Origin of the sequence: Acinetobacter sp. (assembly GCF_036659555.1) — a bacterium.
Classification (GTDB): Bacteria; Pseudomonadota; Gammaproteobacteria; order Pseudomonadales; family Moraxellaceae; genus Acinetobacter.
Genome location: NZ_JAVXCI010000083.1, coordinates 1 through 15,223 on the forward strand (window position 1 = coordinate 1; position 15,223 = coordinate 15,223).

Here is a 15,223-nt window from a genome sequence, read left to right on the forward strand (position 1 = left end):
GCTTACTGTTCGTTCTGCTAACTGTTTGAAAGCAGAAAATATTTACTACATCGGCGACCTTGTGCAGCGTACTGAAGTTGAGTTGTTAAAAACTCCTAACTTAGGTAAAAAATCGCTTACAGAAATCAAAGATGTTCTGGCTTCTAAGGGCTTACAGCTCGGCATGCGTTTAGAGAACTGGCCACCAGCCAGCCTCCGCATGGACGATCGTTTTGCCTATCGCAGCCGTTAATTAAGTAGGACTATTCACCATGCGTCATCGTAATAGTGGTGTGAAATTAGGCCGTACAAGCAGCCACCGTAAGGCGTTGTTTCAAAACTTAACAAATGCTTTAGTAGAGCATGAGTTAATTAAAACAACTTTGCCTAAGGCGAAAGAACTTCGCCGCGTTGCTGAGCCTTTAATCACTTTAGCTAAAAACGATACTGTTGCAAACCGCCGTTTGGCATTTGCCCGTACTCGTTCAGCAGCAACTGTTGGTAAATTATTTACCGTTCTTGGCCCTCGCTACAAAGAGCGTAACGGCGGCTATCTACGTGTGCTTAAAGCGGGCTTCCGTGCAGGTGATGCTGCGCCGATGGCTTACGTTGAGCTTGTAGATCGCGAAGTTAAATAATTTCGCTGAAGAATAACGCTTGTTGTTCTAAAAAGGCTGGTTGATTTCAACCAGCCTTTTTTCATGCTTTCTGTTTAATCATTCCATGCGCTTGTCCTGAATTGACACGCAGCCTGTCCAATTTGCTGCAAGCTGACATTGCGTATTGTCAGTTTTGTGCTTTAATGAAAGCATCAAGCTCCGCGGGTTAAAAGAACAATATGGAAAAACAAGCAGATATCCTCATCATCGGCGCCGGAATTTCCGGCATAGGCCTGGCAGCCCATTTGTCTAAGGAAAGCCCGCACCGTTCATTTGAAATTATTGAGCGCCGCGCCAGTTTTGGCGGCACCTGGGATTTATTCAAGTATCCCGGCATCCGCTCAGATTCAGACATGTCGACTTTCGGCTTCAGCTTCAAGCCGTGGAAACAGTCCAGCGTTTTGGCTGATGGCCCGTCGATTAAAGGCTATCTGGCGGAAGTGGTGGATGAATATCAGTTAAAGCGCAAAATCCATTTCCAGCACCGGGTGCTGGCTGCAAATTATGATTCCGCATCGCGCAAATGGCGGGTTGAAATTGAAAATGACCGGCAGCAGAAAGAAATCTGGACTGCGAATTTCGTTCTCGGCTGCACCGGCTATTATAATTATGATCAGGGCTTTCAGCCGGACTTCCCTAATCAGCAGGCATTCAAAGGGCAGTTTATTCATCCGCAGCATTGGCCGGAAAACTTGGACTATGCCGGCAAAAAAGTCGTGATCATCGGCAGCGGCGCCACGGCGATTACTCTGGTTCCTGCGCTGGCGCAAGGCGGCGCAGGGCATGTGACCATGCTGCAGCGCTCGCCGACCTATATTGCCTCCATTCCATCGGTCGATTTCATTTATGAAAAAATGCGCAAAGTGCTGCCGGAAAATATGGCTTATAAGCTGACGCGCGCGCGCAACATCGGCATGCAGCGCGCAATTTATGCGGCCGCGCGGAAACAGCCGCAGCTGCTGCGGAAATTCCTGCTGCATTCCATTAACGCCCAGCTGAAAGGCAAGGTGGATATGAAGCATTTTACGCCGGAGTACAATCCCTGGGATCAGCGCCTGTGCGTGGTGCCGGATGGCGATCTATTCAAGACTCTGCGCAGCGGCCAAGCCAGCGTGGAAACCGATCAGATTGAAAAATTTACCGCGGAGGGCATTCAGCTGAAATCCGGCAAGCATCTGGAGGCGGATATTGTTGTTTCGGCTACGGGCTTGAATATTCAGATTCTCGGCGGCATACAGGCTGCAATAGACGGCCGGCCGCTGAATACCTCGGAGCATATGCTGTATAAAGGCATGATGATCAGCGATGTGCCGAATATGGCGCTGATTATTGGCTATATCAATGCGTCCTGGACACTGAAGGTTGATATTGCGGCTGAATATATTTGCCGCCTGCTGAATTATATGGATGCGGAGGGCTATGATCAGGTGCTTGCGCAAGGCGATGCTGCCGAGCTGCTGCCGGATACCGTCATGGGCAGCCTGAGCTCCGGCTACATTGCCCGCGCAGCCGGCGCCATGCCGAAGCAGGGCCGGCATGCGCCTTGGAAAGTGTCCAATAATTATCTGGCGGACCGCAGGGAGCTGAAGAATTCCAGCTTTGAAGACACTGTGCTTAAATTTGCAAAGAAGTCTTTGGCCGCGGCGGTAAAGCCGCGCCTGGTGTCTTAAGCTTAAACTGAATTTAAAGGGAACGCGAAATCAGTTCCTTCATGATTTCATTGGTACCGGCATAGATGCGGTTTGCCCGGCTGTCGATATAGGCGCGGGCAATCGGGTATTCCAGCATATAGCCGTAGCCGCCATGCAGCTGCAGGCATTCATCGGCCACTTTGGAAAACATTTCCGATATTTTATATTTGGCTGCGGCGGCGGCGTCAATGCCGAGATTCCCAGCCAGCTGCAGTTCCATGCAGCGGTCTAAATAAGCGCGGCAAAAGTCAATTTCCGCGCGCATTTCCGCCAGCTTGAAGCGGCTGTTCTGAAACTCCCCAATCGGCTTGCCAAAAGCCTTGCGCTGCTTGGCGTACTGCACGGTATGCGCAAAGGCTGCTTCAGCGCCGGCCTGGCAGATGATCGCCACCAGCATGCGCTCCCAAGCCAATTCTTTCATCAGCATCATAAAGCCCATGCCTTCTGCGCCGAGCAGATTTTCTTTCGGCACGCGCACATTGTCAAAGAACAGTTCGCAGGTATCCTGGCCTTTCATACCGATTTTATTGAGGGGCTTGCCTTTGCTGAAGCCGGCGCGGTCTGCCTCAACGATAATCAAGGATAAGTCGGCTGAGCCTTTGCCGCTGCTTCCGGTTTTGCAGACCACAAGCGCCATGTCGCATAAATAGCCGTTGGTGATGAAAATTTTAGAGCCGTTAATGACGTATTCATCGCCCTTTAGGACTGCTGAGGTTCTGACCGCCTGCAGGTCTGAGCCGGTTCCGGGTTCGGTCATGGCGATTGCGGTGACTGTCTCGCCGCTTGCCATTTTCGGCAGCCACTGCAGCTTCTGCTGCTGATTGCCGAAGTTCAGAATGTAATTGGCGACGATGTCTGAATGCAGCGAAAAGCCGGTGGAAGAATCCATGGCATAGGCCTGCTCTTCAATCAGAATCATGCTGTATAAGCGGTCTGCGCCGCAGCCGCCATACTGTTCAGGCATCGTGCAGCAGAGCAGGCCCAGTGCGCCGGCCTTCCGCCATAAGCTGCGGTCGACATGCTGCTGCTCATATTTGGCAATATTCGGCACGACTTCTTTTTCATAGAATTTGCGCGCGCTGTCGCGGAAAGCGTCATGTTCCGCATTGAATAAATTGCGCGGCAGCATGTTGGGAATGGGGCGGATCGCTCCTGACTGCATTGCTGTTTTCCTTAATTTTATGCTTGCAGATTCAAGCTATAAGATGGGGCAGCGGGCCGCAATGCGCTGAATGGTCAAATCCGGGAAAAATGCTGATGGATTTGGCCAATTCAGGCAAATGATGCAGGCAAAAAAGTCAGGATCGGGTAAAATATGCGGGGTTTTAAAATAATTGGGGGAATGCTGTGAGTGACGAAATAAGCTTGGAAGAGCGCAAAGTAATTTACCGCGCGCGCCGCGGCCTAAAAGAAATTGATGTGTATTTTGACCCTTATGTGAAAAATCACTATTTGCAGGCCGATGCTTTTGAAAAGGGCATGTTCGCTGAACTGGTGGAGCAGGAAGATCCGGATTTGCTGGACTGGTTTATGGAAGTCAGCGAGCCGCCGCGTCCGGAATTAAAAACGTTTATTCAAAAATTAAAGCATTACGTGCATGGATAATGGCAGTTTCCAGCTGAAGCGCAGCGGTCTGGCCCTGCTGTTTCAGCTGGCTATTTTCGCTGTGCTGATGGCGCTGCTGCATCAGCTGCTGCCGGTCAGCCTCTGGTGCGGCTTTCTGGCTTTAGGCGCTGTCATTTATCTGCTGTTTTACCGCAAGGCGCCGAAAGTCACTGCGCTGGATCATCTGGACGGCAGGGAGTGGACGCTGTCGGCAGCCGGCAAAAAGCAGCGCGTGCAGATCAGCCATATTATTGATCATCAGGCCTATGTTGTGCTGTATTTCCAGCATGCGCGGGCCAAGCCGGTGATTATCTGGCACGATCAGGTGGCGCTGAAGCAGTGGAAAGCATTCAAGGTATTGGCGAAAATGCTCTGATTGTCAGACAGCCTGATTTTATTTTAAAATAAAAAACCAATTAATAACAATGATTTGAATCAATATTGCATCCCTGCTGTCAGACAGGATGGGTGAAAATTGGCATAAACTGCCGATTGTCAGACAGCATTGAATCCTGAAAAAATTTATCCCTGTACATTGTATTGAACGGCAGCAAAGCGCAAGCCATGGCGGTTTTCCAGCTTGGGTGTTCCGGCCGCTGTGCCCTTTGCGGCTGCAGAAGGGCGCTGAAGCCGCAGATTCGCAAAATGAGTGTTATAGGTTTTCCAGTTAATAAGCAGCATGTGCTGAACCGTCGCAATGCTGCTTTTTTTTGCCTGAAATTCAGCAGCCGCTAAAAATCAGCCAATTTCAGCGCGCTGAAACCGCGCTAAAGTGCAGGCTTGAATTAGAGTAAATACTCTTTAATTCGGAAATTGCTTCTGATATGTTTGTCGGGATGGGCATAAATACAATTATAGAGGACAGGAAAATGTCGGGCGTCCAAAAAATATGCCAGGGTATGGCAGCAATAACAATAGCAGCGACTTTATTATCAGGCTGTTCACAAGTTGTGAAAACAGGCGCCAATGTGGCGCTCGGATTTACCGAAAAGCATATCGTGCCGCCTATTTTAGCCATGGATGATGCTGAAATGGTCTGCAATTCAGGCAATTCCCTTACCCCTGCGGTTATGGCCGCGAAGGACATGGGGGCTGATCCCACCCGCGTCGCGGTGCTGATGTATTCAGCCGCAGGCATCTGCGCGGAACAGCAGGCGCTGCAGTCTGAACTGCGCTATCTGCGCGCATCCAAGGCCAATCAGGTGACTGAAGCGCAAGATGCGCGCATAGAGCAGAAGCACTGGGCGGCTTTGGCGGCGCAGCGCCAGTATGCGGGCTACAAGCTGTTTCAGAACCGCTATGAAAAGAAATACAGGGCAGCCTTGGGTGAAAGCTGCCCGAAAATGAACAGCGATATCGAGCAGACCGTCTATCTGCTGGGCATGCTGAGCGGGCTGCAGGCCATGACCAACGACATCAATTCCGGCGGCGCGGTGAATGTGCCGAAGGATATTGCCGCCGTGGTGGAGCGCGGCATGGCTTGCCTGAACAATGAAAAGTTCTGGGGCGCGCCGAACGCGGCGCGCGCTGTGATTTGGACGCTGCTGCCGGGCGCAGGGGAAGGCAAGCCGGATCCGTATCAAACCTTAAAGCAGTCAGCGCAGCTTGGCGAGCAGAAAGGCGTGCGCCTGCCGCATGCGATGTATGCTGTCGCGGCGCAAGCCAGCGGCGATGATGCCAAAATCCGCGATGCGCTGAAAACTTTTGCGCAGGCCCGCAGTGATGAAAAGCCGGTGAATCCGCAATTCAAGCTGATAGACAGCATGGCGGAAATCATGGTGAAAGGCATTGCTGACCGCTACTGGACCGAGCATACCGGCGTGCGCGCCGCGGATGACGGCATGGAGCGCTTTTGGGATGAATCCGCCAGCTCCCCAGACTTGGATGCGCTGTTTGACGGCAAGCCTGAATAGTCCGGCTGCAGCCCTTTTCAGCAAAACAGAGGAATGCGCATGAAAGACCAGTTTATCAGGCGGAAAATTGTTTTTTTAGCGGCGCTCGTTTCTGCCGGCGCCTGCCTGCAGGTTTATCAGGATGCCTTCATCTATGTGCATGACGGCGTATTCACGCAGTTCTGGCGGCTGTGGACTGGCCATTGGGTGCATGTGGGATGGATGCATTATTTCCTGAATATGCTGGCGTTCATCTGCCTGCCGTTTATTTTCCCGAGGGCATCGGTCTGGCATTTTACGGCCTTGCTGCTGGCGCTGCCGCCTTTAATCAGCCTAAGCTTTTATTATTTTTTGCCGGACATCAATGCCTACGCCGGGCTGTCCGGCGTGCTGCACGGCGCCTATACTGCCGTGGCCTGCGTGCATCTGATGTACAGGCGCGAGCGGAATTTCGCGGCGCTTGTGCTGTTTTTAATTTTATCCAAGCTGCTCTGGGAAAATACCGTGGGCAGCATGGGCACGGCGCAGCTGATCGGCAGCCCTGTGCTGGTGGAAGCACATTTGCTGGGGGTGATTTGGGGGGTCGGCATTGCAGCTGCATACCTGCTGGCCGACCATTTTGCCGACCGGTGATCCGCTTGGCATTTAAAACATAAAAGAACATGCAGATTGTCATGTTCAAAAACAGAAAACTGATGCAAATTTAAACCAAATAATAAAGCGCTGGGCTGGAGAAGGGATTTTCTTCAGCCGAAAAGGACAAGGATCGGGTGCCTCCGGCATCACATCTGAAAATAAAAACAGGAAAATTCATGCAAAATCATGCACCAAGCAGATCCGGCCTCGGCCTGCTCAGCTATATCTGGACAGAGTGGATTTCGGCTTTTGCCATTCTTTTACTGCTTTTGCTGACGCTGATCATTGGCACGGGCGAAATGATTCATGGCCAGCTGCTGCGCATGGGTGAGCGCCTGTATGGCGACCCTGCAGTGGGAATGCAGTATTCATTTCTGCGCGCAGAGCCGGCCAAGCCCAGCTGTGACCGCCATCCGGATGTTGATGCGCAGGTTCAGCGCCAAATGAAGGTCAATGCCGCGGATGAGTTTGCCGATATTTTCGGCACGGCTTCCGCTGCGGATGTCCGGGCATCCATTCTGGCTGCGCAGCAGATGTGCGAAGAGCGCTACCAGTTCTATGATAAAGCGCTGAAGCACATGGATGCCCATCCAAGCATCCGCGCTTACCGGACTTTTGAAACGTCATTTTTCGGCATTTTTAAATTCGGCACAGAAAACCGCGCCATCCTGCTGATTATGATGGTGGTGCTGGCTGCGGTCAGCGCGACGCTGAAGATTCACCATATTGGCCTGCGCGGCCCGGCAACACAGCTGGATTACCGGGTTTACAGCATTTTCATGCTACTGGGCAACGGGCTGCTGGCTTTCTCCAGCATCAGCCAGTTTAATTCCGTGAAGGATTCAGGCGTACCCATGACGGGCGAAACTCTGGTCATCTCTTGGATGTGGATCATTCTGTTTGCTGCGCTGACGCTGATCAGCTGCTGGCAGCTGGCCAGGCCGCCAAAAGCCGCGCAGGCCGGCGGAAGCTTCGGGCTGGCCTTGCTCAGCGTGCCGCTGTATGCCTATATGGCGGTGATTACCGGCGCAGCTTTTGTGTTCTTCATGGATTATCCAATGGGGCAGGGAATCTATCTTGGCCAGCTGGTGGAGTTTTCCAGCATCTTCCTGAATTTGGCGCTGTTCATCTGGGCCGGCATGCTGCTGAAGCAAACCCGCGTGGTCGACCTATTCCTGAATATTCTGCGCCCATGGAATCTGGCTCCTGAAACCCTGACCTGGCTGATTTTAATCGCCGCCGCCTTGCCGACCGCCTATACCGGCGCATCGGGGATTTTTGTGATTGCAGCCGGCGCCATTATCTATAAAGAAGTCTGGAATGCCGGCGGGCGCCGCCAGTTTGCATTGGCGGCGGCGGCGATGTCCGGCTCTTTAGGCGTGGTGCTGCGTCCATGCCTGCTGATTGTGGTGGTTGCCTCCCTGAATAAGGAAGTGACCACGGACTTGCTGTACCAGTATGGCGTCTATGTCTTTCTGCTGACTTCCACGCTGTTCCTGATCATTGCGCTGTTTTTTGCAGAGCACCGCTTCCGCATCGCTGCGCCGTCCGCCGCGGCGCCGCAGTCCGGCCGCGCATTTTTAGCGGTGGTGCCCTACATGGTGATTTTTGTGCTGATCTGGCTGTTCTATAAGTATTTATTATCCACAGACCTGAATGAGTTTACGGCGCCGGTGATGATGCCGGTGATTCTGCTGATGATCGTGCTGTTTGATAAATTGCGCCATGAGCCGGCGCCGCTTCCGCCCGTCGGGCACTGGGATGAAGCTTTAGCTGCCGGCAATGCAATGCAGCCTGAGCCTGCCTTGGCGGGCGCGGCGGTTCCGGGCCATGCGGAATACCGTGACGGCATGCGCGCCGGGGCTGCGCCGGATGAGCTAGCTGTCAGCCATGCAGCCAAGCATTCCAGCGCGATGAATGTGCTGCGCAAGGTCGGTTTCTGGAAGTCGATGCATATTTCGACCAGTGAAACAGTGGGGCATATCGGCGCATTGGTCATTCTGATGGCGCTTTCGGTCAGCGTGGGCGGCCTGCTTGAGCGTACGGAAGTGATGAGCCTGTTCCCCGCAGACATCAGCAGCACCTTCCTTGTGCTCAGCCTGATCATTGCCTTAATGGTCTTTGTCGGCATGATTATGGACCCGTTTGGCGCGGTGATTCTGATTTCAGCTACGGTCGCGCCTGTCGCCTATCAGTACGGCATTCATCCCGTGCATTTCTGGATGATTACGCTGATTGGCTTTGAATTGGGCTATGTGACGCCGCCGGTCGCGCTGAACCATCTGCTGGCGCGGCAGTCGATCGGCGATGCGGAAGTGAATGAGGCGGATGCGGAAGTGCGCGACAAATCATTTTATTACCGCTATGAGCGCTGGATTCTGCCGCTGATTGTGCTGTTCCCGGCCATGCTGATTATTGCCTATGTTCCTTACTTCTTTAAGCTGTTCGGCTGGTATCAATAGCCTGCCAGCAGAAAAAGCGCCTTCGGGCGCTTTTTTACGGCTGTGTCCCGCCCTGAGTAAAGGCAAAGCCAGCCGGGCGGAATTTCTGCCTGCATTCAGGCCTGAATTGCAGCGGTCAGTTTGCCTGCTTCAGCTGCGCCTCCAGTAGCTTCAGCTGTTCTTCTTTCAGCTGGATCAATTGATCGGCATCGGCATGCTGGGCTTTTAGGGTTTTTTCCTGTTCAGCCAGCTGGGCCTGAATATCTTCCAGCTTCGCGATTTCCTCCTTGGCCAAAGAGGCATTTTCAGGCACCGGCGCTTTCAGAATGTCTTCTTCCACCAGCTTTGCTGTTTCGGATGCAGCTGTTTCCTGCAAGGGCGCTGCCGGTGCCGGCTTGGCTTGCGCCGGCGCAGCTTTGGCCGCTGCAGCGTTGCCCGCCTGCGGCGGAGGCCCTTCAGCATTGGATGCCGCCAGCCACTGATAAGCTAAAAATGCCGCAATAACGGCAATTATTCCCCCAATAATCCCGATTAAAAGTTTCGGGCTATTTCTTTGATCTTCAATCATTATAAAAGCCTTGTTGTTATTTCGGCTGACGCGGCTTGAATTGAATGACGCCTATGCTGTCTGGAACCGCCGGAGCTTCCGGCTCTTCCACATGCGTCGGGCGGTTCTCGCTGTAACCGCAATCGATGCATTCAATCCACTCATCGTTGCCTGAGGTCAGCATGACAACCCGGTCCATCGCCTGGCATTTTGGACATTTTGCACCCGCAATGAAACGGCGTTTAATGGTCATCATACTTACCCTTGATCAAATTAAGGCCGATAGTTTAAGCGTTTTATGATGCGTTCGTCCAACCTTGATGGCGCAGCAGCGCATCTATTTTTGGCTCGCGTCCGCGGAAATTGACAAATGCGTCAAGCGCGGCGTCTTTTCCGCCGACGGCGAGGATGAACCGGCGGAATTCCTGGCCGGTTTGCGTATTGAAAATTCCTTCATTTTCAAAACGCTCAAAGGCATCGCTGGCCAAAACTTCGGCCCATTTGTAGGAGTAGTAGCCGGCTGCATAGCCGCCTGCAAAAATATGGCTGAAGCCGTGCTGGAAGCGGCTATAGCTGACTGCCGGCACCACGGAATATTTGGCGCGGATGTCATCCAGAACCGCCTGAATCTGCGCAGCATTCAATGCAGGCGTCTGCTTGTGAATATTCAAGTCAAACAGGGCAAATTCAATCTGGCGCAAAGTCTGCATGCCGGACTGGAAGAAGCGCGCATCCAGCAGGGCGGCCAGCAGCTCCTGCGGCAGGGCCTGCCGGCTTTCAATATGCTCGCTCAGCAAGTCAAGGCTTTCTTTGTCCCAAGTCCAGAATTCCATGAACTGGCTCGGCAGCTCAACCGCATCCCAGGCCACGCCGTGCGTGCCCGCAACGGCAATGTTGTCGACTTCGGTCAGCATGTGGTGCAGGCCGTGGCCGAATTCATGGAATAAGGTGTTCACTTCATCGTGGGTGAGCAGCGCCGGCTGATCGCCCACAGGCGGGGTAAAGTTGCAGACCATGTAGCAAATAGGCTTTTGCAGGCCATTTCCAGTCTGCATGCGGGAGCGGAAGCCGCTCATCCATGCGCCGCCGCGCTTGCCGCTGCGGGCATACAGGTCAAAGTAGAAGCCCCCCACGACACTGCCGTGTTCTTCCAGTTCAAAATAGCGCGCATCGGGGTGCCAGAGCGGCGCTTCGCGCTCTGCAATATTGATGCCGTACAGGCGGCTGACAATGCTGAACAGGCCCTGCAGGATTTTAGGCGCCGGGAAGTAGGGCTTTAAGGCTTCCTGCGACAGGTTGAACTGGCGCATTTTCAGCTTTTCAGAATAGTATCCGGTATCCCACGGCTGCAGCTCGGCAATGCCGTCTTCGGCGGCCATGGCTTTCAGCTCGGAAATTTCCTGTTCGGCCGGCTTGCGGGCATGCTCTGCCAGATCAGTCAGGAATTGCTGGACAGTGGCCACATCCGGCGCCATTTTGCTGGCCAGTGAAAACTCGGCATAATTGCCGAAGCCCAGCAGCTGCGCCATTTCCTGACGCAGGCTGAGGATTTCCTCCATGACCGGGGTATTGTCAAATTCAGGATTGCCCTGCTCAGAAGCCCGGGTGGTGTAGGCTCTGTACAGCTCTTCACGCAGTTCGCGGTCCGCGGCATAGGTCATAATGGCCATATAGGACGGAATGTCCAGTGTGGCTGCCGGCTGCTGCAGTTCACGCTGCTGGCCGTACTGCTGCAGCAGGGCGATGCTGCTTTGCGGCAGGCCTTTCAGCTGCGCATCGGCCAGCGGCTTGAAATAGGCCTGGGTGGCGTCCAGCACATGGTTGGAAAAGTCCGACGACAGCTGCGACAGGCGCGCAGAAATTTCCGCATAGCGCTTTTTGGCTTCGCCTTCCAAGGCCACGCCGGACAGCTTGAAGTCGCGCAGGGCCAGCTTGATGGCGCTTTGCTGGGCTGCCGGCAGCGCGGTGAAAGCAGCCGCGTCCTGCACCTGCTGATAGGTTTGATACAGCGCCGTGTGCTGGCCGAGTCCGGTATAGTATTCGCTGAGGGCCGGCAGCAGGGACTGGTAGACTTCGCGGGTTTCGGCATTGTTCATCACCGCATTGAGGTGCGACAGCGCGCCCCAGGATTCGCTTAAGTTATTTTCCAGCAGATCGACCTGATCTAATACGCCGAGCTGCGCCTGAATGCCGTCCGGCACGGCAGCCAATTCTTTTAAAAACGTTTGCCCCTGCTGAATGGCCTGTTCAATTTGCGCTTTCAGCTGATCCAAGGTGATTTGATCAAACTGCGGTACAGGCAAGGTCGCCTTTTCTAATGTCATGATTTTAATGCCGTATAAAATATTCTATGTTATTTGTAGATGTAGGGCTTTGGGCATGGGAAATCAAGGGTCTATTTTCTTTTATTAATATTTGTATTGAGTGTTTTTAATTCTTTATAAATCTTTTCAAGGTTTTCCGTTGTATTACCAATCGTTGATAGCAAGGCTTCGAGTTCTTTGATGTCTATAATTGATATATCGGTAATTCGGGATCTCCATATATTTAGAGGATGCTTATATGTATAGGTTACATAAAAAGTGATAGGGCTATTATTTAACGCATCTTTGAGTCCTCCATATTGCCCCCAGTCAAAAATATAGTTTTGATTTGGAGGGAATATTTTTATTCCATATTTAAATATTCCACTTTCAAAAATTTCCTTACTCGCACTTAGCTTTGACAAACTAAACGCTCGCCTAGGGAGTTCTTGGTCGCTACTTATTTGAACATTTTCAGCTATACCAAAACCTATGTTTTTAACATTTAATTGAATAAATGTTTGTTTTCCATAGTGAGGAGAAGCATAAATTATTATCCTTGGAGTTTGATTGGATTTAAAAACGACGTACGTGACTAGTAAAGCTAGTAGTGAAATAGTAAGGGTTAATAAGTTATTAATATCCATATTCTTTATTTGGAACTATTTATTTTAATCATTATAAAAGAAAAAGAGCGCCGAAGCGCTCTCTTTAAAGCTGGGAAATTACTCAGTCTTGGCTTTCGCGTTGGACTTTTTCTTTTTTGCCTTGGCTTTTTTCTTCACTTTATCTTTAGCCTTTGCTTCAGACTTGCTTGAAGATTTTTTAGCAGACTTTGCGCCGTATGAGCTGGGTTTGGCCTTTTTTTTGCGAAAGGGGCGTTCTCCATCTTCACTGGCAGCAGATTTGGCGCGTTCAGTAAACACTTCCTCTTTGGCTTCAGCGCGCGGAGCGGGCTTGGCTTCACCGCGCTGCACGGCTTTGGCTGCCCGCGGCGCGCGGCTGCGCACTGGGCGGCCGGCATGGGTCAGCTGCTGCAGCAGTTCAAAGTCAATTTTGCGCTCTTCAAGATTTACGCCGGCGACTTTAATTTTTACTTCATCGCCCAGGCTGAAGGTTTGCCCATGGCCTTGGCCAATCAGGCTCTGGCTTGGCTGATCAAAGGCAAAGAAGTCATCGCCTAATTGGCTGACATGAATCATGCCGTCCACATACAGATCTTTTAAGGTCACGAACAGGCCAAATTCCGCAACGGCTGAAATCGTCCCGATAAACTCTTCGCCCAAATGCTGCTTCATGTAATGGCATTTCAGCCAGGTGGTCACAGAGCGCGAGGCTTCATCCGCACGCCGTTCAGTGGCGGAAAAATGCTCGCCGGCATCATCCAGCGAAGCGCCGGAAAGCGGATAGGGCTTTTTCTTCAATTGCGCTTTAATGGCGCGGTGCAGCAGCAGATCCGGATAGCGCCGGATTGGCGAGGTGAAGTGCGTATAGGCCTCATAGGCCAAGCCGAAGTGGCCTGAGTTATTGGCGCCGTAATAGGCCTGCATCATTGAGCGCAGCAGCACCGCATGAATGCTTGGCGCATCAATGCGGTCTTTGGTGGCTTCAATCACCGCCTGATAATCGGCCTGCGTCGGCTGTTCAGGGAAATTCATGCCCAGCAGCTTCACAAAGTCGCGGACTTTCTGAATGCGCGAGAACTCCGGCGGCTCATGCACGCGGTACAGCATTGGAATTTCATGCTTTAACGCATAATCAGCGGCAGCCACATTGGCCAGCAGCATGCATTCTTCAATCAGCTTATGCGCATCGTTGCGTGAGCGCGGCAGAATTTCCTTGATGCCGCCCAGCTCGTCAAAGGTCATATAGGTTTCGACGGTTTCAAATTCCATGGCGTGGCGTTCTGCGCGCAGGCCTTTCAGCACTTGATACAGCTGGAACAGGGTATTCAGCGATTTGCGCACATCGCGGTTTTCCGGAACCGCGCTGCCGTCACCCTCAAAATACTGCGCTACCTGCGTATAGGTCAGGCGCGCTTTGGAATGCATCACCGAAGGGTAGAACTCAAAACCGGTCACGCGCCCGGCGCGGGACAGTTTTAAATCGCAGACCATGCACAGGCGGTCGACATTCGGATTTAAAGAGCACAGGCCATTTGACAGCGCTTCCGGCAGCATCGGCAGCACATAATGCGGGAAATAGACCGAGGTGCCGCGCTCCTGCGCTTCATCATCCAATGGCTTGCCGACCCGCACATAATGGCTGACATCGGCAATCGCAACCACTACGCGGTAGCCGCCGCCAGCGCGTTTTTCCGCATACACGGCATCGTCAAAGTCGCGGGCATCTTCGCCGTCAATGGTGACTAAAGGCAGGTCGCGCAGGTCAATGCGGCCTTCACGGTCCTGCGCGGAAGGCTCTTTAAAGCTTTCCGCTTCCTGAATCACTTCTTCAGGGAATTCATAGGGCAGGCCGTATTCCAGAATGGTTTGCGGAATAATGATTTCGGTATCGGCTTTGTCCGCCATGGACTGCACAATATGGCCTGTGGCGAATTCTTCCTTGGTTGGATAGCTGTCAATGGCGATCCGGACTGAATCGCCCAGATTGACTTTGGCATGCTCAATCAGCTCTTTTTCCAAAGTAATCGGCTGATGCGCATTCGGGCTGGCCGGCTGAATAAAGTATTCGCCGTCATGCACCGAGACTTTGCCGATGATTTCCTTGACGCGGCGCTGCAGCACTTCGCTGATGAAGCCCCAGGCTTTGCCTTTGCGGTCGACAGAGGTCTGGCGCACTTTAATGCGGTCGCCGTTGAACACCTGGCGCAGTTCGCGCTCAGGCAGCAGCAGGTCATCCTGGCCTGAAATATTGGCTGTGCCCATGCCTTTAGAATTGATATAAACCGTCGCTTCATGGGTCGGCTGCTCTTCCGCCAGCTGAAATTTAAAGCCGTCTTTCATCAGCTGTCCGTCACGCACCATGGCAATTAGGCGGTGGCTCAGGGCATCAATGCTTTTCTGATCGGCCATTTCAAAGTGTTCGACAAAATCCGCATGCGACAATGCAGTTTTCTGCTGTTCAATAGTTTCCAAAATCAGCTTGCGGCTGGGGATCGGATTTTCGTAACGTTCGGCTTCAGCTTTTGCTTCAGGGTCGACCCAATTTTTCATAATGTCTTTGGCTTCAAGTCAGAAGATTAGGTTTAGCATAAGACATGCAGCAGGATACTGCACGCAAATGATTGCAATATTGTATTTTAAATTGGCATTTTACGGCGTTTGCAGTTTTTATGGACGGGATCGCCGGTTTTTTTATCTGTTTAGCGTCAAATGCTGCAGAATTGCTTAAAAAGTATTTAATTGAGCAGAAATATGCAAAAAAGATCGGCTCTGAGCTTGCAGCGCATGGGCGAAGTTTGTATTATGGCCGCACGTTACGGTGAGATGGGTGAGTGGCTGAAACCA

14 protein-coding genes are annotated in these 15,223 nt (G+C 52.3%); 8 read left to right on the top strand and 6 right to left on the bottom strand.

Features of this window, described 5'->3' with window-relative positions; genetic code table 11:
• The 3 genes from RSA72_RS11225 to RSA72_RS11235 all read left to right on the top strand — a co-directional run.
• The coding region (locus RSA72_RS11225; protein WP_332633203.1) for a DNA-directed RNA polymerase subunit alpha C-terminal domain-containing protein at positions 1 to 232 on the top strand (232 nt) is incomplete at its 5' end.
• A 19-nt stretch (positions 233 to 251) separates the two neighbouring features.
• Positions 252 to 617: a 50S ribosomal protein L17 gene (gene rplQ, locus RSA72_RS11230; RefSeq protein WP_004641032.1), complete on the top strand. Its 366-nt coding sequence runs from the start codon at positions 252 to 254 to the stop codon at positions 615 to 617.
• A 200-nt stretch (positions 618 to 817) separates the two neighbouring features.
• Complete coding sequence (locus RSA72_RS11235) at positions 818 to 2,308, top strand: flavin-containing monooxygenase (protein WP_332622394.1); 1,491 nt, start codon at positions 818 to 820, stop codon at positions 2,306 to 2,308.
• Between the two features lie 13 nt (positions 2,309 to 2,321).
• Here RSA72_RS11235 and RSA72_RS11240 read toward each other — a convergent pair whose 3' ends face one another.
• Complete coding sequence (locus tag RSA72_RS11240; RefSeq protein ID WP_332622395.1) at positions 2,322 to 3,491, bottom strand: acyl-CoA dehydrogenase family protein; 1,170 nt, start codon at positions 3,489 to 3,491, stop codon at positions 2,322 to 2,324.
• Positions 3,492 to 3,676: 185 nt separating this feature from the next.
• On the opposite strand from RSA72_RS11240, the gene RSA72_RS11245 reads away from it, so the two are divergent.
• The 5 genes from RSA72_RS11245 (at position 3,677) to RSA72_RS11265 (ending at position 8,924) form a co-directional block, all read left to right on the top strand.
• Complete coding sequence (locus tag RSA72_RS11245) at positions 3,677 to 3,934, top strand: FAD assembly factor SdhE (protein ID WP_332622396.1); 258 nt, start codon at positions 3,677 to 3,679, stop codon at positions 3,932 to 3,934.
• Positions 3,927 to 4,310, top strand: coding sequence for a hypothetical protein (locus tag RSA72_RS11250; RefSeq protein ID WP_332622397.1), 384 nt, complete (start codon positions 3,927 to 3,929; stop codon positions 4,308 to 4,310). Before RSA72_RS11245 ends, RSA72_RS11250 begins: the two co-directional genes overlap by 8 nt.
• A 493-nt stretch (positions 4,311 to 4,803) precedes the next feature.
• Complete coding sequence (locus RSA72_RS11255) at positions 4,804 to 5,847, top strand: hypothetical protein (RefSeq protein WP_332622398.1); 1,044 nt, start codon at positions 4,804 to 4,806, stop codon at positions 5,845 to 5,847.
• A 39-nt stretch (positions 5,848 to 5,886) separates the two neighbouring features.
• Complete coding sequence (gene rrtA / locus RSA72_RS11260) at positions 5,887 to 6,459, top strand: rhombosortase (protein WP_332622400.1); 573 nt, start codon at positions 5,887 to 5,889, stop codon at positions 6,457 to 6,459.
• Between the two features lie 179 nt (positions 6,460 to 6,638).
• Positions 6,639 to 8,924 (top strand): TRAP transporter large permease subunit, encoded by a 2,286-nt coding sequence (locus tag RSA72_RS11265; protein WP_332622402.1) that lies wholly within the window; start codon positions 6,639 to 6,641, stop codon positions 8,922 to 8,924.
• 115 nt (positions 8,925 to 9,039) lie between these two features.
• On the opposite strand, the gene RSA72_RS11270 is transcribed toward RSA72_RS11265, so the two are convergent.
• From RSA72_RS11270 to rnr, 5 genes are all read right to left on the bottom strand, one after another.
• Positions 9,040 to 9,471: a hypothetical protein gene (locus RSA72_RS11270; RefSeq protein ID WP_332622404.1), complete on the bottom strand. Its 432-nt coding sequence runs from the start codon at positions 9,469 to 9,471 to the stop codon at positions 9,040 to 9,042.
• 16 nt (positions 9,472 to 9,487) lie between these two features.
• On the bottom strand, positions 9,488 to 9,697 hold the full coding sequence (locus RSA72_RS11275) for a YheV family putative zinc ribbon protein (RefSeq protein WP_332622407.1): 210 nt from the start codon (positions 9,695 to 9,697) through the stop codon (positions 9,488 to 9,490).
• A gap of 49 nt (positions 9,698 to 9,746) precedes the next feature.
• Complete coding sequence (locus tag RSA72_RS11280) at positions 9,747 to 11,774, bottom strand: M3 family metallopeptidase (protein WP_332622405.1); 2,028 nt, start codon at positions 11,772 to 11,774, stop codon at positions 9,747 to 9,749.
• A 71-nt stretch (positions 11,775 to 11,845) separates the two neighbouring features.
• Positions 11,846 to 12,400 (bottom strand): hypothetical protein, encoded by a 555-nt coding sequence (locus RSA72_RS11285; protein ID WP_332622406.1) that lies wholly within the window; start codon positions 12,398 to 12,400, stop codon positions 11,846 to 11,848.
• 78 nt (positions 12,401 to 12,478) lie between these two features.
• A complete protein-coding gene (rnr, locus tag RSA72_RS11290) occupies positions 12,479 to 14,932 on the bottom strand; it encodes a ribonuclease R (RefSeq protein WP_332622409.1) in 2,454 nt (817 codons plus the stop codon).
• Between the last annotated feature and the right edge of the window lie 291 nt (positions 14,933 to 15,223).